General features: G+C 59.0%; 19 protein-coding genes, 1 tRNA gene and 2 pseudogenes. 3 read left to right on the top strand and 19 right to left on the bottom strand.

Annotation, left to right across the window (positions count from 1 at the left end; translation table 11 throughout):
- Positions 1-91: 91 nt before the first annotated feature.
- From QB905_RS05100 to coxB, 9 genes are all read right to left on the bottom strand, one after another.
- The gene (locus QB905_RS05100) at positions 92-1,351 is read right to left on the bottom strand and encodes a M16 family metallopeptidase (protein ID WP_282973472.1); all 1,260 of its coding nucleotides are present in this window, start codon (positions 1,349-1,351) and stop codon (positions 92-94) included.
- Positions 1,348-2,064 (bottom strand): SURF1 family protein, encoded by a 717-nt coding sequence (locus QB905_RS05105; RefSeq protein WP_282973473.1) that lies wholly within the window; start codon positions 2,062-2,064, stop codon positions 1,348-1,350. The genes QB905_RS05100 and QB905_RS05105 overlap by 4 nt, the downstream gene beginning before the upstream one ends.
- The gene (locus QB905_RS05110) at positions 2,061-2,429 is read right to left on the bottom strand and encodes a DUF983 domain-containing protein (protein ID WP_282973474.1); all 369 of its coding nucleotides are present in this window, start codon (positions 2,427-2,429) and stop codon (positions 2,061-2,063) included. Before QB905_RS05110 ends, QB905_RS05105 begins: the two co-directional genes overlap by 4 nt.
- Complete coding sequence (locus QB905_RS05115; RefSeq protein ID WP_282973475.1) at positions 2,429-3,304, bottom strand: cytochrome c oxidase subunit 3; 876 nt, start codon at positions 3,302-3,304, stop codon at positions 2,429-2,431. The genes QB905_RS05110 and QB905_RS05115 overlap by 1 nt, the downstream gene beginning before the upstream one ends.
- Positions 3,305-3,482: 178 nt before the next feature.
- Positions 3,483-4,016, bottom strand: a complete 534-nt coding sequence (locus QB905_RS05120) for a cytochrome c oxidase assembly protein (protein ID WP_282973476.1) — start codon at positions 4,014-4,016, stop codon at positions 3,483-3,485.
- Positions 4,017-4,018: 2 nt separating this feature from the next.
- The gene (locus QB905_RS05125) at positions 4,019-4,213 is read right to left on the bottom strand and encodes a hypothetical protein (protein ID WP_282973477.1); all 195 of its coding nucleotides are present in this window, start codon (positions 4,211-4,213) and stop codon (positions 4,019-4,021) included.
- Entirely contained in the window at positions 4,210-5,175 is a 966-nt protein-coding gene (locus tag QB905_RS05130) for a heme o synthase (RefSeq protein WP_282975576.1), read from the bottom strand. Before QB905_RS05130 ends, QB905_RS05125 begins: the two co-directional genes overlap by 4 nt.
- Before the next feature lie 158 nt (positions 5,176-5,333).
- Positions 5,334-7,025 carry a cytochrome c oxidase subunit I gene (ctaD, locus tag QB905_RS05135; RefSeq protein WP_282973478.1) on the bottom strand — a complete coding sequence of 564 codons (1,692 nt, stop codon included), beginning with the start codon at positions 7,023-7,025 and terminating at the stop codon, positions 5,334-5,336.
- Positions 7,026-7,049: 24 nt separating this feature from the next.
- The gene (gene coxB, locus QB905_RS05140; RefSeq protein ID WP_282973479.1) at positions 7,050-8,009 is read right to left on the bottom strand and encodes a cytochrome c oxidase subunit II; all 960 of its coding nucleotides are present in this window, start codon (positions 8,007-8,009) and stop codon (positions 7,050-7,052) included.
- Positions 8,010-8,418: 409 nt separating this feature from the next.
- Between coxB and tldD the strand changes: the two genes are divergently transcribed.
- Positions 8,419-9,879, top strand: a complete 1,461-nt coding sequence (tldD, locus tag QB905_RS05145; RefSeq protein WP_282975577.1) for a metalloprotease TldD — start codon at positions 8,419-8,421, stop codon at positions 9,877-9,879.
- Between the two features lie 62 nt (positions 9,880-9,941).
- Here the strand turns inward: tldD and QB905_RS05150 are convergent, their stop codons facing one another.
- From QB905_RS05150 to QB905_RS05185, 8 genes are all read right to left on the bottom strand, one after another.
- Entirely contained in the window at positions 9,942-10,130 is a 189-nt protein-coding gene (locus QB905_RS05150) for a hypothetical protein (RefSeq protein ID WP_282973480.1), read from the bottom strand.
- 26 nt (positions 10,131-10,156) lie between these two features.
- A complete protein-coding gene (locus tag QB905_RS05155) occupies positions 10,157-11,527 on the bottom strand; it encodes a glutamate--cysteine ligase (protein ID WP_282973481.1) in 1,371 nt (456 codons plus the stop codon).
- A gap of 97 nt (positions 11,528-11,624) precedes the next feature.
- The gene (locus QB905_RS05160; protein ID WP_282973482.1) at positions 11,625-12,371 is read right to left on the bottom strand and encodes a 16S rRNA (uracil(1498)-N(3))-methyltransferase; all 747 of its coding nucleotides are present in this window, start codon (positions 12,369-12,371) and stop codon (positions 11,625-11,627) included.
- 1 nt (position 12,372) lies between these two features.
- Positions 12,373-14,223 (bottom strand): M61 family metallopeptidase, encoded by a 1,851-nt coding sequence (locus QB905_RS05165; protein ID WP_349252557.1) that lies wholly within the window; start codon positions 14,221-14,223, stop codon positions 12,373-12,375.
- Between the two features lie 285 nt (positions 14,224-14,508).
- Positions 14,509-14,919, bottom strand: a complete 411-nt coding sequence (locus QB905_RS05170) for an OsmC family protein (protein WP_282973484.1) — start codon at positions 14,917-14,919, stop codon at positions 14,509-14,511.
- Positions 14,920-14,932: 13 nt separating this feature from the next.
- Positions 14,933-15,808: a pirin family protein gene (locus QB905_RS05175; RefSeq protein WP_282973485.1), complete on the bottom strand. Its 876-nt coding sequence runs from the start codon at positions 15,806-15,808 to the stop codon at positions 14,933-14,935.
- A gap of 14 nt (positions 15,809-15,822) precedes the next feature.
- A complete protein-coding gene (locus tag QB905_RS05180) occupies positions 15,823-16,578 on the bottom strand; it encodes a hypothetical protein (RefSeq protein WP_282973486.1) in 756 nt (251 codons plus the stop codon).
- Between the two features lie 97 nt (positions 16,579-16,675).
- Positions 16,676-17,182 (bottom strand): DNA-deoxyinosine glycosylase, encoded by a 507-nt coding sequence (locus QB905_RS05185; protein WP_282973487.1) that lies wholly within the window; start codon positions 17,180-17,182, stop codon positions 16,676-16,678.
- Positions 17,183-17,275: 93 nt separating this feature from the next.
- On the opposite strand from QB905_RS05185, the gene QB905_RS05190 reads away from it, so the two are divergent.
- A tRNA-Ser gene (locus QB905_RS05190) sits at positions 17,276-17,367 on the top strand.
- 186 nt (positions 17,368-17,553) lie between these two features.
- Positions 17,554-17,688: pseudogene (locus tag QB905_RS05195) on the top strand (IS630 family transposase); the annotation flags it as partial.
- 324 nt (positions 17,689-18,012) lie between these two features.
- Here the strand turns inward: QB905_RS05195 and QB905_RS05200 are convergent.
- Both QB905_RS05200 and QB905_RS05205 read right to left on the bottom strand, forming a co-directional pair.
- Positions 18,013-19,020 (bottom strand): annotated as a pseudogene (locus QB905_RS05200) (IS256 family transposase); the annotation flags it as partial.
- A gap of 35 nt (positions 19,021-19,055) precedes the next feature.
- Positions 19,056-20,236 (bottom strand): IS3 family transposase gene (locus QB905_RS05205; protein ID WP_282973104.1). Its coding sequence is split into 2 segments (ribosomal slippage): positions 19,056-19,942 and positions 19,942-20,236, totalling 1,182 coding nucleotides; the frame shifts between segments, so codons are not numbered across the junction.
- Between the last annotated feature and the right edge of the window lie 420 nt (positions 20,237-20,656).

The following is a 20,656-nucleotide window of genomic DNA, read 5'->3' on the forward strand; positions in this document are numbered from 1 at the left end:
TAACCGCGAGGCGGCATCCTTCGCCGCCTCGCCTGTCATTGCGATCTTCGCCGCGCCCTCCCATCGGATGGCGCGGCGTTTTTTATGAAGATCAGGCCGCCTTGCCCGTCATGGCCCTGGGCCCTAGTCGTGCCGAAGCAAATTGCGACTGAACCGCCAATTGTCCACCAACCCGCGCCAGATCATCACGGCGGATTCGCTCGATCTCGCCGCCCACCTCATCGAGGCTGAACACCTTGTCGAAAATCGACAACTGGCTGGCAAAGGCCGAGGCACGCGCGGCTGCGCTTTCGTGATTGAGAAACAACGAGGTTTGAAACTGCGCCTTGGCGCGCTCCAGTTCGGTTTCCAACGGATCCGCCGCCAAACCCGCCATCACCTTGCGAATCAGGTCTTCCAGCGGCTCAACATCGCCGGGTGCGCAACCGGCATAGACGCCGAACACGCCGCCATCACGATAGGGCGTGGCCCAGGCGTCGATGGCATAGGCCAGACCGCGCGATTCGCGGGCCTCCTGAAACAGGCGCGACGCCATGCCGCCGCCCAGAATTTCACTGAACAGGCGCAGGGGAATAATGTCGGGATCGAGCCTGCCTATGGCATCAAAGGCCAGGGTCAGATTGGCCTGTTCGATGCGGCGGGTCTGGATGACGCGGCCGGGCGTAAAGCGCAGGCGGTCTGGCGCTTCAAAACCCTTATGCGGCGCTACAGGTTCCATCAGCCCGCGCGCCACCTCATAAACCTCCTGCGCCGTAATGCCACCGGATACGCAGATCACGATACGGTGCGGCGCATAGAGGGTTTCGGCAAAGGCGCGCAAACTCTCCGGTCGCGCCGGCTTCAGGCTGGCCTTGCTGCCCAGGATAGGCCGCCCCAGCGCCTGACCTTCGAACATGGCACCCTGCAACAGATCAAAAACATGATCATCGGGCGTATCATAGGCTTCGAGAATCTCCTGCTCGATGACCTTCTTCTCGCGCTCCAGTTCGCTGCCATCGAGAACCGGGCGGAACATCAGATCGCTGACCACTTCGAGCGCCAGCGGCAGAAGACTCGTCAGGCCGCGCACTTCAAATCGCGTATGTTCGTAGCCTGTGGAGGCATTGATGCTGCCGCCCTTGTGCTCTATAGCCTCGGCCAGGGCGCGCGCATCGCGTTGGCCCGCTCCCTTGAAGACCATGTGTTCGAGCAGATGCGCCCACCCCGACTGCGTCTCGGATTCAAAGCGCGCTCCGCCATGAACTAGCGCATTGAGGGCAAAGGTTTTCAGGCCGGGCATCGGATCAACAAGCAGACGCAGGCCATTATCGAACTGATAGAGAGTCTGGCCTTCAAGAAGGGGAATGGTCATGCGTCGGTGGCAGCCTTGTTTTGTGCGGCGCGTTGATAGACATAGCTGACAAACATACCGATCAGCGCCCAGGCCAGTCCGAACCAGGTCAGGGCATAGTCGAAATGGCGGTTGCGCAGCGGTGCCACCACCGGCCCCTGTACCAGTCCCGGCATATGGACGCTGGACGCTTTCAGGTCAAGCACAAGGAAATAATCGTCGCGCACAGGCACCTGCAAATCAGCCCCCATTTCGGACGCCGAACGCCAGTACCATTCCTGCTCGCTGGGCCGGTTCACCGGTGTAATGGCATTACTCTTCTCGAACGGACGCAGCCGCCCCACCGGCATGAACTGAGCCGTCAAAGGCGTTTTGGCGGTCATGAAGCCCAGATCGACCAGAATCGCGCCCTGCGGCAGAGGGCAGGCCGTCAGCACACGATAACCGAGCGTGCCGTTCATTTCCGAATGCATGTAGATCAGATGGTCCGTCGTCACCTTACACGAAGGCAACCGAACCGAGCGCCAGGCGGGCCGGGTTTGTGACAAAAGCTGCATGGCCGGTAGGGGTGGCATGGCCTCGCTGCGCGCCATATCGGCGATCAGCCCCTCCTTCCATTGCAGCCGGTAAAGCTGCCAGACACCCAGACTATTGAGAAAAATAAAGCTGATGGCGACGGCGATGGTCATGCCGCGCGGCATGGCGCGCCGCCACTCACGAAAACCGATCTTCATTCGTCACGTACCTTATGACGCAATTGCGAAGCCACCATCAGCCCTTTCAAAGGTTGCATCAGCCCCAGACTGAACAAAACGGCAAATGGTGGCCAGATCAGCAGATGCGCCGTGACGGGCCAGCCGGGAAACAGGAAAAACGTGGTCAGCAAACCCGCGCACGCCACAAAACCGGCGATCAGAATGACAAAGACGACGGGCCCGTCACCGGTATCCGCCGCCCTGAAAGGCGTGGCGCAGACCGTGCAGGCCTCCGCCACCTTGAGCCAGGAACAAAACAGCTTGCCCTTGCCACACACCGGACACCGGCCCAAGGCCGCTGCCAGATAATCTATTCTGGCGGCGACTTGCGGCTTATCGTCCATCAGTGTGCACCACCGAAGATCACATAGATAAAGGCGAACAGGAACAACCACACCACGTCAACGAAGTGCCAGTACCAGGCGGCGGCCTCGAAGCCGAAATGCTTTTGCGGCGTGAAATCGCCGACCAGCAGCCGGATCAGGCAGACGATCAGGAAGATGGTGCCGATGATGACGTGAAAACCGTGGAAGCCGGTGGCCATGAAGAAGGCCGAGCCATAGAGCCCCGAACTGCTGGCGGCCTCAGAAAAGAAGAGATGCTCGCGTATAATTTCGCTGTATTCGGTGGCCTGCACACAGGTGAAGGCCAGCCCCAGCAAGATGGTGAGGAACAGGCCCCACTTGGCACCCTTGCGGTCACCCTGTTGCAGGGCATAGTGCGCCCAGGTGACCGTGGTGCCAGATGTCAGCAGCAACAGCGTATTGACCAGCGGCAATTGCCAGGGATTGAGCGTTTCGACACCCGCCGGCGGCCAGGTGGACCACGCCGCCTTGACCTCATCGATCGCCTCATGCGCGCCGGAGCGTTGGCCATGAAACAACGCCATATCAAAAAATATCCAGAACCAGGCCACGAAGAACATCACTTCCGAAATGATGAACATGATCATGCCGTAGCGCAGGCCAAGCTGAACCACCGGTGTGTGGTCGCCGCGATGGCTTTCCTTGATGACATCGCGCCACCAGAACACCATGGTCAGCAAGATGCCCGCCATGCCAACGGCAAACAGCCACCATGTCCCTTTCGGTTCGCCGAACAGACCACGCAGGCCGGTGACGAGGCCAAGCGCCCACAGAACCGCCGAAACCGAGCCCATCAGCGGCCAAGGGCTTGGATTGATGATGTGATAATCGTGTTTAACGCCGTGCTGGGCCATGCTTTGTCAACTCACCGTTTGCACCGCTATTGATCGCGGCTGTTTATCCGTTTGGGCAAGAAAGTCTCAATCGAAAACCAGATTGGCCCCAGATTGGTCGATGCCAGAATCCACTGATATGCCAATTCTTTACTGAACACAATGCAGCCACAACCCTCCAGATTGCGTTTTTACCCCTTTACTGTCCGGGCTTCACCTTGAAGTAAGTATAGGACAGAGTCACATCAGGCACATTCTTGGCATCGGGATCCTTGAGCATTTTCGGATCGAGAAAATAGACGACGGGAAAACGTTTCGTTTCACCGGCTTGCAGCGTCTCATCCGTAAAGCAGAAGCATTGCAGCTTCAGAAAATAATCATGCAGAATGTCGGGCTGAATATTATAGGTGGCGCGGCCCGTGATGGCGGTTTTGGCGTTATTGGTGACGGTGAAATAAGCCATCGCCGTCTTGCCAATGCGAACGTCCTGGTACGGCTGGTCGGGTTTAAAGGTCCACGGAATAGCGCTGACATTCGCATCAAAATGGACACGTATGAGCTGGTTGCTGGCTGTCTTCGGTGCGGAATTCACCCGGCTTTGTGCACCGGTCTGGACGGAAAGCGGGCAAAACAGGCGGTAAAGCGGCACAGCCGCGAAAGCCGCCGCGCCCATAAACACAAAAGCGCCGACCAGCATCAGAACAAGACGGGTGTTTTTCTTAGGATCGACCATGCCTACTCCTCAGGAGCCGCTGAGGCGGAAGCCGCCGACCTGTGCGCGTCATTGCGCAAACCCTGCGCCATGCGCGACATGGAAATGAAGAAAACGAGGATGACAAAAACGGCCAGTGCCAGCCCGATGAACAGATTGCGCTGTTTCTGAGCCTTCAGATAGGCCTGCTTATCGTCGTCCGAAACCGGGGGCGTCATGATAGAAATCCCTTGATCGCATGTTCCACCAGCAAGGTGGCGAACAGCGCCGTCAGATAAAGAATCGAAAAAGCGAACAGGTTGCGCGCGGTCAGAGCTTCCTTTTTAACGTCGTAAAGCCCCGCTTCGCCACCTTCAGGATGGTCACCGGCCCGCGACAAAAAGACGCGGACGGCGAGATAGATAAAATAGGCACCGCCCACAATGGACACGATGGCATAGGCGATACCGCCGGTCTTAAAGGCAATCGGCAGACAGGCCACGGGTGCCATGACCAGGGCATAGAGCAGGATTTGCAGCCGCGTCGATTTCGCCCCCTTGACCACCGGCATCATCGGAATACCGGCATTGGCGTAATCCTCGGTCGTGTAAAGCGCCAGCGCCCAGCTATGCGGCGGCGTCCACAGAAAGATAATGGCGAACAAAATCCACGCTTCCAGCGGCGCATGTCCGGTGGCGGCGGCCCAGCCGATCACCGGCGGAAAGGCCCCCGCCGCCCCGCCAATCACGATATTCTGCGGCGTGCGACGTTTGAGGATCAGGGTGTAGAGGACGACATAATAGACAATTGTCAGGGCCAGCAGACCTGCGGCCAGACCGTCGGGAAAGGCCAGCCACATCAGCGCCACCGACAAAAAGGCCAGCACGCCGCCAAACGCGAAGGCGTCATTGCGGCTGACCCGGCCCGCCGCCACCGGACGCATCCGGGTGCGGCGCATCAGCGCGTCGGTTTCGCCTTCGATGGCCATATTGAGCGCACCCGCTGCACCGGCTCCGATGGCGATGCACAGGATCGCCACAAAGGCCAGAAACGGATTGATCTTCACCGGCGCGATCACCAGCCCGGTCAGGGCCGTGAACACCACAAGCGACATGACACGCGGTTTGAGCAGGTCGAAATAATCGCGCGGTGTGCCGCGTCGGCCGCGGGTGGCATAGGCTTCCTGCAACCCGGCCTGCAATTCGGCCTGGGTGAGCGCATCGCGCGGCTTTGTTGGCTGATGGGTCTTTAGGTCGGTCAAGCTTGCGCCTTAAAAACAGGAAAGGGGTGAAGATCTTTACAACCTTCACCCCCTGAGGTCACGATACAATTGCAGGCTTAGGTGCCGGGCGATTGCGCCTAGTGCTGGCCGTCCTCTTCCTTCAGCACCGGCAGTTCGGAGAACTGGTGATACGGCGGCGGCGACGACAGTGTCCATTCCAGCGTGGTCGCCCCAACGCCCCACGGATTGGCCACCCCCTTGCGGCGCACGATCAGGGCCTCGGCGAACATGACGAGGAAGACCAGAACACCAATGGCGGTGATAACATAACCGATCGACGAGATCTTGTTCCAGTAGGCGAAGCCTTCCGGGTAATCGACGATCCGGCGCGGCATACCTTGCAGACCCAGGAAGTGCTGCGGGAAGAAAACGAGATTCACGCCGATGAACATGATCCAGAAGTGCAGATTGCCCAGCCATTCATTATATTTGACGCCCCACATCTTCTCGAACCAGTAGTAGAAACCGGCAAAGATCGAGAAAACAGCACCGAGCGACAGCACATAGTGGAAGTGGGCCACCACATAATAGGTATCTTGCAGGCTGTAATCGACGGCGGCATTGGACAGAACCACGCCCGTGACTCCGCCCACCGTGAACAGGAAGATGAAGCCAACAGCCCACAGCATCGGCGTCTTGAACTCAATCGAACCGCCCCACATGGTGGCGATCCACGAAAACACCTTCACGCCGGTCGGCACGGCGATCACCATCGTGGCCAGCACGAAATAGGCGCGCAGGTCGAACGACAGGCCCACCGTGTACATGTGGTGCGCCCACACGATGAAGCCGACAAAGCCGATGGCCACCATAGCGTAAGCCATAGCCAGATAGCCGAAAACGGGTTTTTTCGAGAAGGTGGAAACGATCTGCGACACGATGCCGAAGCCCGGCAGGATGAGAATATACACTTCCGGGTGGCCGAAGAACCAGAACAGATGCTGGAACATGACGGGATCACCGCCGCCGGTCGGGTCGAAGAAGGAGGTGCCGAAGTTACGGTCGGTCAGCAGCATGGTGATGGCGCCGGCCAGAACGGGCAGCGACAACAAAAGCAGGAAGGCCGTCACCAGCACCGACCACACGAACAAAGGCATACGGTGCAGGGTCATGCCCGGCGCGCGCATATTGAAGATGGTGGTGATGAAGTTGATCGCGCCCAGGATCGACGAGGCACCAGCGACGTGGATCGACAGGATGACCAGATCCATCGCCGGGCCGGGCGAACCGGTGCGGCTCGACATCGGCGGATACATGGTCCAGCCACCGGCAAAGCCATCCTGACCGGCACCGGGGCCTGATTGCGTAAAGATCGAGGTGCACAGGAGCACGAATGACGCCACCAGCAGCCAGAAGGAAATATTGTTGAGGCGCGGAAAGGCCATGTCGGGCGAACCGATCATGATCGGCACGAACCAGTTGCCGAAGCCGCCGATCATGGCCGGCATGACCATGAAAAAGATCATGATCAGGGCGTGGGCCGAAACGATGGCATTATAGGCGTGCTTGGCATTATCGGGGTTCGACAGGTTGAAGATACCCAGCGAATCGAGCAGCGAACCATGCGCGAAGACCTGAAGGCCCGGCTCGTACAGTTCCCAGCGGATCAGGCCGGAAAAAATACCGCCGACAAGCCCGGCCATGATAGCGAACAACAGATAGAGGGTGCCGATGTCCTTGTGGTTGGTGGTGAAGACCCACCGGTCAAGGAAGCTGGGCTTATGGTCGTGATCATCGTTGTGATCGTGCGTTGCAGCAAGGGACGACATGATGTTTCTCTCTGTACTGTTCTTTTAGTGCGCGGACGCGGCGGCGCTGGAAGCGGCCTCTGAAGTCGCGGCGGCAGAAGCGGAAGCCGCCTCTGAAACCGCAGCGGCTTGCGAAGCAGCCGCGCTGGCGGCGGCGTCAGCGGCCTGCATGGCGGCCGTCTTGCCGCCCTGGCTGACGATATAGGAGTCGAAATCGGCCTGCGACACCACCTTGACCTCAATCGGCATGAAGCCGTGATCCTTGCCGCACAGTTCGGAACATTCGCCGTAATAGGTGCCGATTTTGGTGGCCTTGAACCAGGTATTGTTGAGGCGGCCCGGCACGGCGTCCATCTTGAAGCCGAAGGCCGGCACGGTGAAGGAGTGGATCACGTCCGAACCGGTCACCTCGACATGCACCACCTTATTGACGGGCACGACAAGCGGATTATCGACTTCGAGCAGATAAGGGATGTTTTTGGCATGGGCCGTCTTCAGATCCTTGGCGTCGTCGAGCAGACGCGATTCCACATCACTGACGCCCAGTTCGGGATAGTCATAGGTCCAGAACCACTGGCTGCCGGTGGCCTTCACCACCACATCGGGCGACGGCATATTGTCGTAATCGCGCAGCAGGCTCAGCGAATAGACGGCGATGACCACCAGAATCAGCACCGGCACGGCGGTCCAGATCACCTCGATCAGCGTGTTGTGCGAAAAGCGCGCCGGCACCGGATTGGCCTTGCTGTTGTAACGGATCACGATCCAGACCAGCAGGGCCAGCACCAGAACGCATATGCCCGTGATGATCGGAAACAGCAGGTGGTTATAGAAGTTTTCCGTCTCGAGCTTCAGGCCGGTCGCCGCCGGTTGCCAGCCCATGGCCCCGTCCGTGGGCTGCCCCATTTTCAGATCTTCGGCAAACGCCTGAACCGACATCATGCCTGCCAGTGCAAACACCGATGCGGCGCCAGTGGCGGCCTTGAACAGCCCTTTGATGCCCATTCGCAAAACCCTCGTCTTTTACGCTGAACGGCAGTGTTCGCCGCCTCAGACTTATCATTCAGAATTGCTGATTGCCCCTGTCCGCCCCGCTTGAATGCGGCGCAGATGAGGCATTATATCCTACCCGTTACGTCCATCCCATAATGCCTTCGCGGCAAAATGCAAAGGGCAAAAACATTGATTTCCCGTTTTCGCAAAGCCTTTGGCGATTCCACTCCCCGCCGCATGAACGCTTTTTCGCAAGCCGCAATGACAGGTGCGGTTTATTGTCGCATGACGCGGCAGCGCCCCCGAATCATCAAAATGCGATTCACCTGTAGCCATCGGCCGTGCCAGCCCTTACATAAAGTACAGTTGCCGATCCAACGCACGAGTGTCTATGTCCAACTCAGTCCTGACTTCATCAGATATGCCCTCTTCACCCGCCGTATCGCCTTCAGACTGGGGCGATTTCGATCTCCATGCCGCGCAAGACCTGCTGGAAGATGCGCTGAAAGGTGCCGATGACGGTGAAATCTATCTGGAACGGCGCGAATCCGAATCACTGCTGTTCGATGATGGCCGCCTGAAATCCTCGGCCTATAATGCCGATCAGGGCTTCGGCCTGCGCGTGGTGGCGGGCGAAACCATCGGCTTTGCCAATTCCGCCGAACTGTCGCTGGAAGCCGTCAGGCGCGCCGCCGAGGCCGCTGTGCTGGCCAAGACCGGCAAGAGCATAGATGCGCGTGTCGGTGAAAATCCGGCACGCAGCAACCAAAGCCATTACAAGACCCACGACCCGATTGGCGAAATGGCCTTTGCCGACAAGATCGCCCTGTTGCAGGCGATGGACGCCTATGCACGCGACCGCCCCGCCGGTTCGGGCGGCAGGGTGGTGCAGGTATCGGCCTCGCTGGCCGCCGACCGCCGCTTCATCACCATCATGCGCGAAGGCGGCGAAATCTATCACGATGACCGCCCGCTGGTGCGGCTCAATGTGTCGGTATCGGTGGAACGCAATGGGCGGCGCGAAACCGCTTCGGCGGGCGGCGGCGGGCGTATTTCGTGGTTCGACATCACCGCGCCCGAACTCTGGCAGGCGCAAGTTGACGAGGCCCTGCGTCAGGCCCTGGTCAATCTCGATTCGATTGCCGCTCCGGCGGGTGAAATGGACGTGGTCTTAGGCCCCGGCTGGCCGGGCGTGCTGCTGCACGAAGCGGTGGGCCACGGTCTGGAAGGCGATTTTAACCGCAAGGGCACCTCGGCCTTTTCGGGCAAGATGGGCCAACAAGTAGCGGCGCGCGGCGTCACCATCGTCGATGACGGCACGGTGGTCGATGCACGCGGCTCGCTCAATATTGACGATGAAGGCACGGCCACCTCGGCCACCACCCTGATCGAGGACGGCATTCTGGTCGGCTATATGCACGACCGTCTGTCCGCCCGCCAGATGGGCGTGAAGGCCACCGGCAATGGCCGCAGGCAGTCTTATGCTCACCAGCCCCTGCCCCGCATGACCAATACCTTCATGCGCGAAGGCCGCGACCAGCAGGCCGAGATGATCGCCAACACCAAAAAGGGTCTGTTCGCCGTCAATTTCGGCGGCGGCCAGGTTGATATCACCAATGGCAAGTTCGTCTTCCAATGCACCGAGGCCTATCTGATCGAGGACGGCAAGGTGGGCGCACCGGTCAAGGGTGCCACCCTGATCGGCGATGGGCCAGCGGCCATGCGTCAGGTCGATATGATCGGCGATGATTTCCGCTTCGATCCCGGCGTCGGCACCTGCGGCAAGGCTGGCCAGAGCCTGCCGGTCGGCATCGGCCAGCCGAGTCTGCGCATCAGAGGCTTAACAGTAGGCGGTACGAATCAGAATTTGCGCAGTTTTTGAGTGCGCTAACGCTTCGCTGCTTGAGCGCGGCGCATCAGAGCCTTGACTGTCGGCGACACCCATTAAGAGAAATAGTGGCTAAGGGCGACGGTCAGAATGGCTATGGCGCAAATGACTACGCCCGTCGCCACCGCCCCTTTCCACGTCTTTGCCGTATAGCCTATGCCGTATGTTTTGGGGCCGAACCATTCGCGCCAGTCGTCGAACCAGTCGATGCGGGCGTTCCAGTCAATTTTTTTGCGTTTTCCCATCGCAAATCCGATCCCATCAGTAAGCTTTAATAGGCCTCGTGTTCATATAGCTTGCGGATGTCGCCCTGCCATGCACCATGATACAGGTCGAGCAGGCGTTCGGCGGGCGTGACTCCGCTGTCGGCAATCTCGAACAGTTCGGCCAGATAGCCGGTTTCATCGACCATGCCACCTGATAGTTTGTTGCGGTTTTTCAGGCCCATCCGGGCGATATTGAGCGCATCCATCGCCCAGTCCTTAACCGGACGCCCGGCGATTTCGCCCTTCAGGCCGGTTTTCGCCGCCATGCTGCGCAAGGCATTATGATCGTCCGATGTCCAATCTTTTACGAGTTGCCACGCCTGATCGAGCGCCGCCTGATCATAGAGCAGGCCGCCCCACAGGGCCGGCAAAGCGCACAGGCGGCTCCACGGCCCGCCATCAGCGCCGCGCATTTCGAGATATTTCTTGAGCCGCACCTCTGGAAACAAGGTGGTCAGGTGATCGGCCCAGTCGTCCATCGTCGGTCGCTCACCGGGTAGGCGAGCCAGTTCACCCTTCATAAACTGCTTGAAGTCTTGCCCGGAAACATCGATATAACCAGCATTTTCCGGCACATCGCGCTTGACGAAATACATCGGCACGTCCAGCGCATAACGTGCATAGGCTTCGTAGCCGAAATCATCGTCAAAGACGAAATCGAGCATCCCCGTGCGGTCGTGATCGGTGTCGGTCCAGACATTGGCGCGCGCCGACAAAAAGCCATTCGGCTTGCCTTCGGTAAACGGCGAATTGGCGAACAGCGCCGTGGCGATCGGTTGCAGGGCCAGAGAGACACGGAATTTCTGCACCATGTCGGCTTCGCTCTCGTAATCGAGATTGGCCTGCACCGTGCAGGTGCGCAGCATCATATCGAGGCCGAGCCTGCCCTTTTTCGGCATATAGCTGCGCATGATATTATAGCGCCCCTTGGGCATGACCGGCGTTTCCTCGCGCGTCCACAGAGGCGAGAAACCGAGGCCGATAAAGCCTAAGCCCAGTTCGGAGGCCACGGTCTTGACCTCTTCGAGGTGCTGACCCGTTTCCGAACAGATGTCGTGAACGGTTTCGAGCGGCGCGCCCGACAGCTCGAACTGGCCGCCCGGTTCCAGCGTCACCGAAGCGCCGCCCCGCAACAGCGCGATCAGCTTGCCCTGTTCGTAATAGCCCTGCCAGCCAAAGCGCATCATGCCCTTGAGCATGGCCTCGATGCCATCGGGCCCGGCATATTCGGGGCGGCGCAGAGTATCGAGACGGAAGGCGAATTTCTCGTGCTCGGCGCCAATGCGCCAGTTCGCCTTGGGCTTTTCCCCGCTGGCGAAATAGCTGACGAGATCATCCATCGTCCGGACAGGTTCCGCCTCGATTTGCAACGCCATACGGCCCCTGCTCTTTCTGTAACCGCTATTGTTCGCCGCCTATATGGGTCACGGTGTCATCGCTGGCAAGCGGGGAAGGATTTTATATTACCGCCAATTATAAGCGCCAGTCGCCCGCCGCCGCCTGATAAAGCGCAAGCGCCGCGATGGCCGCCGTATCGGCACGCAGGATGCGCGGGCCCAGGCTCACGGGCTGCACATTCGGCAGGACACGCAGCGCTGTGCGTTCGGAATCATCAAATCCGCCTTCGGGGCCGATCAGCAGCGCCGCCCTGCCCGTCAGTTGTGAGGCTGCGGCCAGCAGCGGCCGGGTTTGCCGCGCGCCCTGCTCGTGGGTGGAATTTTCATCGCCAAAAATGATCGTATCGACATCTGGCGCGGCCAGCCACGTATCGAGCTTCAGCGGTGCCAGTATTTCCGGCACGTCGAGGCGTTCGGTCTGTTCGGCGGCCTCTCGCGCGATGGTTTGCAAACGGTCGAGGCGCGTATGGTCGGCATTGCAACGGCGCGTAATCAACAGTTGAATCCGCGCCGCGCCCAGTTCGGTAGCCTTCTCGACAATATATTCCAGCGCCGCCCGCTTGACCAGCGCCACGGCCAGAACCGGCCCGCCTGCTGTGGGCTGCGGGCGCGTCTGCTGCGTCAGTTCCACGATCACCGCGCGCTTACCCACTTCGGCGATATGCGCCGTCCATTCGCCGTCACGGCCATTAAACAGGCTGATCTCATCTCCGGCCGTCCGGCGCATGACGGCACCCAGATAGCGACTCTGGTCGGGATTGAGCACAAGGCGCAGACCGGCGACGAAAACAGGCGTGGATTCGGCAATAAATAAACGGATCATATTACTTCTTCGCGGCGATAATATCGGCCAGCATATCTTTTGTGCCGTCGATCCGCACCAGATTCGGATAGCGCAACCCGCCATGATAATTGAGGGTGATCGTCTTGTAACGATCATCAGCCTTGATCAGCAGGTCGATCTGATCCTGATTACCGGTCGCCGCATCGGCCTTGATGACGTCCTTCAAGTCAATGCCGTCGAATTCCAGACCATTGACGGCGATCAGCCTCATGCCCTTGGTCAGGCCCGCCTTATAGGCCGGACTCTGCCACAGCACATTGCGGATCCGACCGGCGAAATCGACGGTGAAACCGAGGCTGTAATTGAAGTCCGTCCATTTGTGAAAGGTTTCGCGCGCTTTTAAATAGTCGTTTTCCTTGTCGCTATAGACGAGCTTATAACCGGCGCGCGTCAGGCCATCAAAGGGTGGCGGCTGGCCATGATCGTGCAGACGGCTGTGCAGGAATGTGGCCCAGTCATAGGGATAGACGCTGTTGAGCGCCGCCACCACATCGTCGGTATTATAGGTCAGGGTGTTCCAGTCGCCATTATGGACGCCGAAAAAAACCCTGGCGAAATCATCGAGCGATTTTTTACCCCCGGTTTTCTGGCGGATCAGCGTATCAGCATCGAGCCAGATCAGCAGGCCCTGATCATAATAGTCCTCGCTGCCCTGCCAGTTGGGCCAGCTTTGCGCGGCGCGTTCGGCGATGATCGGGTCATTGGTCGTGTCCTGCAAATCGCGCCATTGCCTTGACGCCAGCGTATCATAATAGCCCGCAATCATCGCCAGATGGCCGAGATACTGATCGCGGGAATAAAGCCCCGAGCGCGCCGCCAGCACATTGCCCCAATATTCGGTCTGGCCCTCGTAAACCCACAGCAGCGAATCGCGCATCGGTGCCTGAAAATCAGGTATCCACAAATCCCAGGGTCTGCGATATTTGCCGTTCCATGAGTGGGTAAATTCATGCGCCAGCAGGTCGCGGCCATAGAATTTTTGCGACCAGTTGGTGAAATAGTCGGGCTCGACGCTGTTTTCCGACGAACGGTGATGTTCAAGCCCGATGTCCCCCAGCTTATCCGTGGCCGCTACCAGAAAATCATAATGATCATAATGGTGTGCGCCGAAAAGCTTATAGGCTTGCTGAACCAGATCGCGGTGAATGGCCAGCACGCTGTCGGGTACATCAAGCGAAGATGGCTTATCGGCCACCACATCCATATGGACGGGCGTATTTGCCCCCGGATCGAGATCAAAACGCTTGAAATACCGGCCCGCCAATACCGGTGAATCGACCAGGGTGGCATAGGAAACCGGCTTAAAGCTGATCATATTGTCAGCCGAAACCGATTGCGGCTCCAGCGCCGAACCCTGCTGCCAGCCTTCGGGCAATCTGAGCGTGGCCTGCACCGGAATGCGGCTGACATAATAGCCCGCCGGATAGACGGATGCGAAATTCCACTCCAGATTGGCCATGTCCGGCGTCATCACCACCCGGCCAATATCGTCATCGACCGGGGCCAGATAGGTGAAATCGACCGTCACCTGCGAAGCGCCCTGCGGCACGTCGATATGAAAAGCATTGACCGCCACCGGATCGCGCGTCCAGACAAGGGGCGCGCCGCCTGCGCTGAAGGTAAAGCCCGCCATCCTGGTCAGTTCGCCATCGCCATCAGGCTCATGATCGCCGGGCAGCCATTTCGGCACCAGCAGGGTCAGCGGCCCCGGCGTGGCCGGTACAACCTCATGCACCTTAATCAGCCGGTGTTGCAGATCGGTCATATCGACATCGAGCCGGATCGTGCCGTTAAAAGCCACGTCCTGCGCGGCGGCAATGGCAGGGGGCATCGGGGCCCATTTCGGTGCAGACGGCGCACCTTGAGCGAATGCGCTCCCTGCCGCTAGCAATGCCGCCAGACTGACGCCTGCGATAAGACCCCGTGCGCGCATATCCTGCCCTTTCACAATTCTGCCAGCGAACAAACGAGCGCAAGTCACCGCTTTTGTAAAGGCGAAAGCCTAGAGCAACGAGCGTTTAATTTGACTTACAAATTGAATGCGAGATGCGAAAAAAATGTAAAATGTAGAGCGGTTTGCATGCCTTTGACCGATTCAATCAGAAGGCAAACCGCTCTAATCTCCAGCCGTCGTGATGCGCGTTTCCTGCGACATCAGGGTGCGATGCACCGGGCATTTACCGGCCACTTCGATCAGGGTGGCGCGCTGTTCGGCGGTCAGGTCGTCGCCGGTCAGATGTATGGCCTTGGTAAAAATATCGGCGCGACCTTCCTTGAGGTGTGTCATATCGACGCTGACATGCTGAAGCGGCCAGCCCTGCTTTTGCGCATACCAGCGCACCGTCATGGCCGTGCAGGCGGCCAGTGCTGACAGCAGCAGGTCATAAGGCGCCGGCCCCAGCCCCCCGCCCCCGAAATCAACCGGCTCATCAGCCACCAGGCCATGACCGGACACATTGATGGCGGCGGCATAGACCGATTGGCCGGTTTCGCTAAGGTGCGCCTCGATCAGTTTTTCACTGGCCATGATATGTCAAATCCTATTCAGGCAGGGGGATAAATTCACGATCATCACCGGGCACGGTCGGGAAACGGCCGGCCTGCCAGTCGGTTTTGGCCTGCTCGATACGCGCAGACCGCGACGACACGAAATTCCAGTAGATATGGCGTTCCGTCAGCGCTTCGCCGCCGATGATGACGAAATGGCTGTCTTCCAGCGCGGTCAGCGTTACCGCTGCGCCCGGAGTCAGCACGGCCATCTGGTAGGTTTCCAGCCGCGTGCCGTTCAGATCAAGCGCCCCGTCACAGACATAGACGGCACGTTCCTGCGTTTCCACCGGCACATCGGCGTTGCGCCCACCCGTCAGACGGCCTTCGATATACAGGGTTTCGGCAAAGGTCTTGACCGGCGAGGTCAGACCATAGGCCGTGCCCATCATCACGCGCAAAGACACGCCATCCGACTGCACCTGCGGAATATCGGCCGCCGGATAATGATGAAATTCCGCCGCCATCTCCTCATCGGCTTCGGGCAGGGCCAGCCATAATTGCAGGCCATCGAGACGGCGCGTCATCTGCTGGCGGGCCTCTTCCTCGCGTTCGGAATGGACGATACCGCTGCCCGCCACCATCAGATTGATGTCGCCCGGCGCGATCACCGAACAGGTGCCCAGCGAATCGCGGTGCAGGATGTGGCCGTCGAACAGATAGGTGACGGTGGCCAGATTGATATGCGGATGCGGCCTGACATTGATCCCCAGCCCCGGCGCAAATTCAGCGGGCCCCATGTGATCGAAAAAGATCCACGGCCCCACCATGCGGTGGCGCGCAAACGGCAGAACGCGCCGCACCTCGAACCCGCCCAGATCCTTAGGTCTGCCGGGAATGATCAGCGCAATGGCGTCGGATGCGTCCATGATATATCTCTCTATTAACGGCGGCGATGGTGCTTGCGCACCGTCTTCTTGGTAGCGGGTTTCGCCGCAGGTGCCTGTACAGCCGCAGCGCTGGTCGCGGTGGCCGAAGCCGCCGCAGCGCTGGTCGCTTCACCCGCAACCGGCGCGGGCGTAGCGCTGCGTGGCGGCAACAGCTCTACCGTGGTCTGCATCGGCAGATCGATCCTGGCGATGCGGTCATGCAGCACCGCCTTGACCGTATAGGTGCCCGGCATGTCCTGCGGTTCGAACTGCATCAGCACCACGCGCTGATTATCATAAACCGCCCCGTCGCCCGGCCCTGCCTGACCGATCATGGCCAGCAGGCCCTTATAGTCGCTCTTGCCGTAAATCTTGCCGTCCGGGCCCAGAACCTCCACATCATAGGTCAGATTGGCCACGCCATTGTCATCGGCCTTGACGCCGGTGAAGACCAGCTTGATGGCGAGATCGGCCCCGGCCTCGGCGCGGCTGACCCGGTCGATCTGACGGTCGGCGTCGTCCCCCTTGCCGAAAACCGCCACCTCCTGCTGCGGGATCACGATCACCATCCCCGACAGCGCGCCCTTGCGGTCAGGAAAGCCCTGCCCCGGATCATATTGCGTGGTGGTGGCCTGTGCGGAATCGGGCAACAGGATCGCCGGTTTTGCGACCGGCAGGGGCTGGGAGGTGACGGCGGCCAGCGCAATACCGGGAAGCGCGAGGCCCGGCAGCATCACCAAACCGAGTACCGCCCATAAACGAAGGGTCATTGTGAAATCCTTTTGCCCGGCCAGAGCCGATATATGTCATGCGCACCGCCCGGCGACAAGAGCCGTCCGCCCCCGCCCTCTACATGCCGGTGATGGCTTAATTCGGGCCCATAAACGCTTTCAGCACCTGCCATTGCGCCTGTTTGCGCTCAAAGGACAAGGTATAGGCCGGGCTGCTCGACGGCAGGTCGATCAGGCTGAGGCCCGCCGCCGCGCCGATCTGTTTGCGACCGATCAACGCCGCCTTGCCGCCATTGAAGCCCACGGCGCGCAAACCGGGCAGGTTTTTGATCAGGTCAGCCAGCGCATTCGGCTCATGGTCGCGGATTTGCGCATCGAGACTGCCGGTGCGCGTGGCCGAACGCACCACGTCCCATAGCCCGATACCGCTGGCCAGCAGGGCCTCCAGCCGCTCAGCATAGGCCAGCCCCGCCAGATCGCATCCGCACAGCCCGCCCGCCAGCCGCCAGAACTGGTTCTGCGGATGGGCGTAATATTGCTGGCGCGCCAGCGACACTTCGCCGGGCAGGCTGCCCAGAATGAGCACCCACGTCGTGCTGGCCACCACAGGCGCGAACGAAGCCTTGCGCCCAATCTCCTCCATCACTGTCCTCATCGGTTACCGGCAAAAAGCCTGTGTAACATTTTCGCAAATCGCGTTGCCTTTTAAAAACGAATAAGCTAACTGATCGGCAACGGAGACGTGGCCGAGTGGCTGAAGGCAACGGTTTGCTAAATCGTCGTACCCTGTAAGGGGTACCCAGGGTTCGAATCCCTGCGTCTCCGCCATTTTTATCTGAAATATAATTTAAAATCAGTTGGTTGTGTTTTTTCTTAGAGACTAACCCCACCATTAAATCTGTTAATGAGTTAGGGGGGCATTTCCCCATATTCTAGTTTGGACTAACAAGGCATCGAATTTGTAGCCCATTTTACCGACTAAAACCTGTCCAGTTACGATTGGAGAACCCTCGTCTCCAAGCCGCGATCAATCGCTTCATCCGCGAATACAATGACGCCGAACCAAAGCCATTTATCTGGAAAGCCAACCCAGATGACATCATCGCTGCTCGAAACAGAGGGTTCCAAACGTTGGAATCAATCCAATAGCGCAGGCCCTCCTCCGTGATTGGTAAGCTTGAAAGTCGGTAAGCTCGGCTTAGTATCTTCCAATCCTTCCTTGCCAAAAAAACTGCCTCTCCGTTTAATGTGTCCGGATGAGGCCACTGGAAATGAAAGTCTGCGGCGCAGCGACGGTGAGAGACCGTTAGGTGGATTGCTGCTGTAGGTCGTATTAGACGGTGATTTAAAGCTATGAGGAGACTGTGAAAGCCGTAAGCGGTGTTCTGCCCCCACGTTCCCTTGATCGTGCCCCAGGGCGTGGTGTAATTGAGCGCTTGGCATCAATGACTTCCGGACAGGTCCGGGTTTCGCTCAGTTTGCCACGGCTGGCATGCTGAGAAGTGGATCATCGCTGAGTTGTGCGATGGTTTCAAGGGTAATGTAGCGTCCGCGCTGAACCGCCCATTCGTCATTTTGTTCGAGCAGGATGGCGCCGACCAGTCTGGTGATGGCATCGTCGTTTGGGAAGATGCCCACGACATCGCAGCGACGCTTGATTTCGCCATTGAGCCGTTCAATGGGGTTGGTTGAGTGCAGCTTGATGCGGTGTTCCTTCGGGAAGGTCATATAGGCCAGGACATCGTGCTCAGTCTCGTCCATGATCGTGGCCAGCTTTGGCATTTTGGGCCTGAGCTGGTCGGCGACGTTTCGCCATTGGGTACTCGCCGTTTCCGCCGTCTCCTGGGCGAAGGCCGTGCCGATGAAGGCAGAGACGACGCGTCGCCCGCTCTTGCCGGCATGGGCGCAGACATTGCGCATGAAGTGAACACGGCAGCGCTGCCAGGTGGCGTTGAGAACCTTGGAGACGGCACCCTTGATCCCGATGTGGGCATCAGAGACCACAAGTTTGACACCACGCAGGCCCCGGCGTGTCAGGTTGCGCAGGAACTCTGCCCAGATCGGTTCGGCTTCCGAGGTGCCGACCTCCATGCCCAGCACTTCACGCCTGCCGTCGCTGTTGACGCCAACGCAGATGATGACGGCGACCGAGACGATACGGCCGCCCCGGCGCACCTTCAGATACGTAGCGTCAATCCAGATGTATGGCCATTCCCCTTCAATGGGGCGGTTCAGGAAAGCCTTCACACGGTCATCGATCTCTTCGCACAGCCGACTGACCTGACTCTTGGAGATGCCGCTCATCCCCATCGCCTTGACCAGATCATCGACAGAGCGCGTCGAGATACCCTGAACGTAAGCCTCCTGGATCACAGCCGTCAGTGCCTTCTCGGCCATGCGCCTGGGCTCCAGGAAACCCGGGAAGTAACTGCCTTTACGAAGCTTCGGGATCCGAAGCTCGACCGTGCCTGCGCGTGTTTGGACTTGCCCGGAAAAAGTGGAGAGCGAACCGGGTTTTAGGCAGCCAGCTTGAGAGCGGTGCTCTCGAACTGGATGGGGCTCATATAGCCTAAGGCGGAATGCCTTCGGCGTGGGTTGTAGAAGCCGTCGATATATTGGGATATCTCGGCTTCTGCCTGCTGGCGGGATCTGTAGGCCGTCCGCCATATCAGCTCGGATTTGATGGTCTTGAACACCGTCTCGACCATCGCATTGTCATAACAGTTGCCCTTGCCCGACATGGACAGGATAAAGCCTCGGCCCGTCAAGAGCTTTTGGTAGGCCTCGGAACAATATTGGCTGCCGCGGTCGGAGTGGTGAATAACGCCACGCGGCGGTCTGCGTATGGCGATGGCGCGTTGCAGGGCATTGAGGGCAAGATCCTTCTTCAACCGGTCGCTGACCGACCAGCCGATAATCCGGCGGGAATAAAGATCGAGCACGATCGCCAGGTAAAGCCAACCCTCCGCCGTCCAGATATAGCTGATATCGACACCCCATTTCTGGTCAGGCGCTGACGCCTCAAAGTCCTGATCCAGAATATTGGGCGCCACAGGCCCGCCATGATGGCTGTCGGTCGTTTTCTTATAACGCCTTGTCTGCAAGGCCTTCAAACCGTTGTCGCGCATCAGACGGGCAACGCGATGGCGCCCGACCTCGACGCCGTCTTCCTGCAATTCGACCGTCATACGCGGGCTGCCATAGGTTTCATGCGACGTGGCGAACTGCGACCGGATATGCGCCAGAAGCACCAGGTCATCCTTCTGACGACGGCTGGGCGCACGGCCCTTCCAGGCGTAAAAGCCGCTCATGCTGACGCCGAACAGGGCGCAACTGCGGCGGACAGGAACGGTGGCCTTCTCCGCATCGATGACCCGAAATATCATTTCGTGGTCTCCCGCGCGAAGAAGGCGGCTGCTTTTTTTAGAAGGTCGCGCTCCTGGCGCAAAATCTCATTCTCTTTGCGAAGCCGCGCCAGCTCCTTGCTGACGTCTGAGTGCGGCCCCGACAAAAGATCGGCCTCCCGATGTTGCGTCAGCCAGCGCGTCAGCGTCGATTTTCCAATACCCAGATCTTCTGCAATTGCGGCAACAGATCGGCCACTCGTCTCAACAAGACGCACAGCCTCAGCACGGAACTCCGGCGTCACACCAGCATGGCGACCACGCCCGCCTAATGTCTTCTTCTCGTCCTTCATGGATCAAACTCCTAGCAAATTTTAGAAGTTCGCTCTCCACTTTTTTCGGGCAAGTCCAGATCGCCATTGGCAAGCCCGAAGGCCATGATGTTAGCCTGTATATGTCATGGCGGCTCACAACCCTTGTCAGGCTCACCCCAACGCACTCAGGCACCCATGCGGCGGTCTATTTCCCCCATATGGTATCGTTCAAAGAAAAGGGTTTGGTCGCAGGCTTGAAGGCTTGCCTAGGCTGATTGTACCCTCAGGCATATATTCAGGCGTCCCTAGGCGTGGCAGATGGTCAACGCACGGGCACGGTGCTTGTGTAAGGAGCAGCTATTTCTATTTCGGTGACAGCATACCTAATACCTAATAAGTTTGCCGCCGAAAAATATTTCTCCACCGTCTCCACCGCCTTCGCGTCTCCTCGACTGGCGA

It is taken from the genome of Asticcacaulis sp. EMRT-3, assembly GCF_030027245.1.
Classification (GTDB): Bacteria; Pseudomonadota; Alphaproteobacteria; order Caulobacterales; family Caulobacteraceae; genus Asticcacaulis.

What these genes read in the sequence shown, in the direction of transcription:
- ctaD (WP_282973478.1), bottom strand. Translation starts at nt 7,025, where the DNA reads ATGTCGTCCCTTGCTGCAACGCACGATCACAACGATGATCACGACCAT.
- coxB (WP_282973479.1), bottom strand. Translation starts at nt 8,009, where the DNA reads ATGGGCATCAAAGGGCTGTTCAAGGCCGCCACTGGCGCCGCATCGGTG.
- QB905_RS05185 (WP_282973487.1), bottom strand. Translation starts at nt 17,182, where the DNA reads ATGGAGGAGATTGGGCGCAAGGCTTCGTTCGCGCCTGTGGTGGCCAGC.
- QB905_RS05115 (WP_282973475.1), bottom strand. Translation starts at nt 3,304, where the DNA reads ATGGCCCAGCACGGCGTTAAACACGATTATCACATCATCAATCCAAGC.
- QB905_RS05175 (WP_282973485.1), bottom strand. Translation starts at nt 15,808, where the DNA reads ATGGACGCATCCGACGCCATTGCGCTGATCATTCCCGGCAGACCTAAG.
- QB905_RS05155 (WP_282973481.1), bottom strand. Translation starts at nt 11,527, where the DNA reads ATGGCGTTGCAAATCGAGGCGGAACCTGTCCGGACGATGGATGATCTC.
- QB905_RS05160 (WP_282973482.1), bottom strand. Translation starts at nt 12,371, where the DNA reads ATGATCCGTTTATTTATTGCCGAATCCACGCCTGTTTTCGTCGCCGGT.
- QB905_RS05180 (WP_282973486.1), bottom strand. Translation starts at nt 16,578, where the DNA reads ATGACCCTTCGTTTATGGGCGGTACTCGGTTTGGTGATGCTGCCGGGC.
- QB905_RS05150 (WP_282973480.1), bottom strand. Translation starts at nt 10,130, where the DNA reads ATGGGAAAACGCAAAAAAATTGACTGGAACGCCCGCATCGACTGGTTC.
- QB905_RS05105 (WP_282973473.1), bottom strand. Translation starts at nt 2,064, where the DNA reads ATGAAGATCGGTTTTCGTGAGTGGCGGCGCGCCATGCCGCGCGGCATG.
- QB905_RS05170 (WP_282973484.1), bottom strand. Translation starts at nt 14,919, where the DNA reads ATGGCCAGTGAAAAACTGATCGAGGCGCACCTTAGCGAAACCGGCCAA.
- QB905_RS05165 (WP_349252557.1), bottom strand. Translation starts at nt 14,223, where the DNA reads ATGCCCCCTGCCATTGCCGCCGCGCAGGACGTGGCTTTTAACGGCACG.
- QB905_RS05110 (WP_282973474.1), bottom strand. Translation starts at nt 2,429, where the DNA reads ATGGACGATAAGCCGCAAGTCGCCGCCAGAATAGATTATCTGGCAGCG.
- tldD (WP_282975577.1), top strand. Translation starts at nt 8,419, where the DNA reads ATGCCCTCTTCACCCGCCGTATCGCCTTCAGACTGGGGCGATTTCGAT.
- QB905_RS05120 (WP_282973476.1), bottom strand. Translation starts at nt 4,016, where the DNA reads ATGGTCGATCCTAAGAAAAACACCCGTCTTGTTCTGATGCTGGTCGGC.
- QB905_RS05100 (WP_282973472.1), bottom strand. Translation starts at nt 1,351, where the DNA reads ATGACCATTCCCCTTCTTGAAGGCCAGACTCTCTATCAGTTCGATAAT.
- QB905_RS05125 (WP_282973477.1), bottom strand. Translation starts at nt 4,213, where the DNA reads ATGACGCCCCCGGTTTCGGACGACGATAAGCAGGCCTATCTGAAGGCT.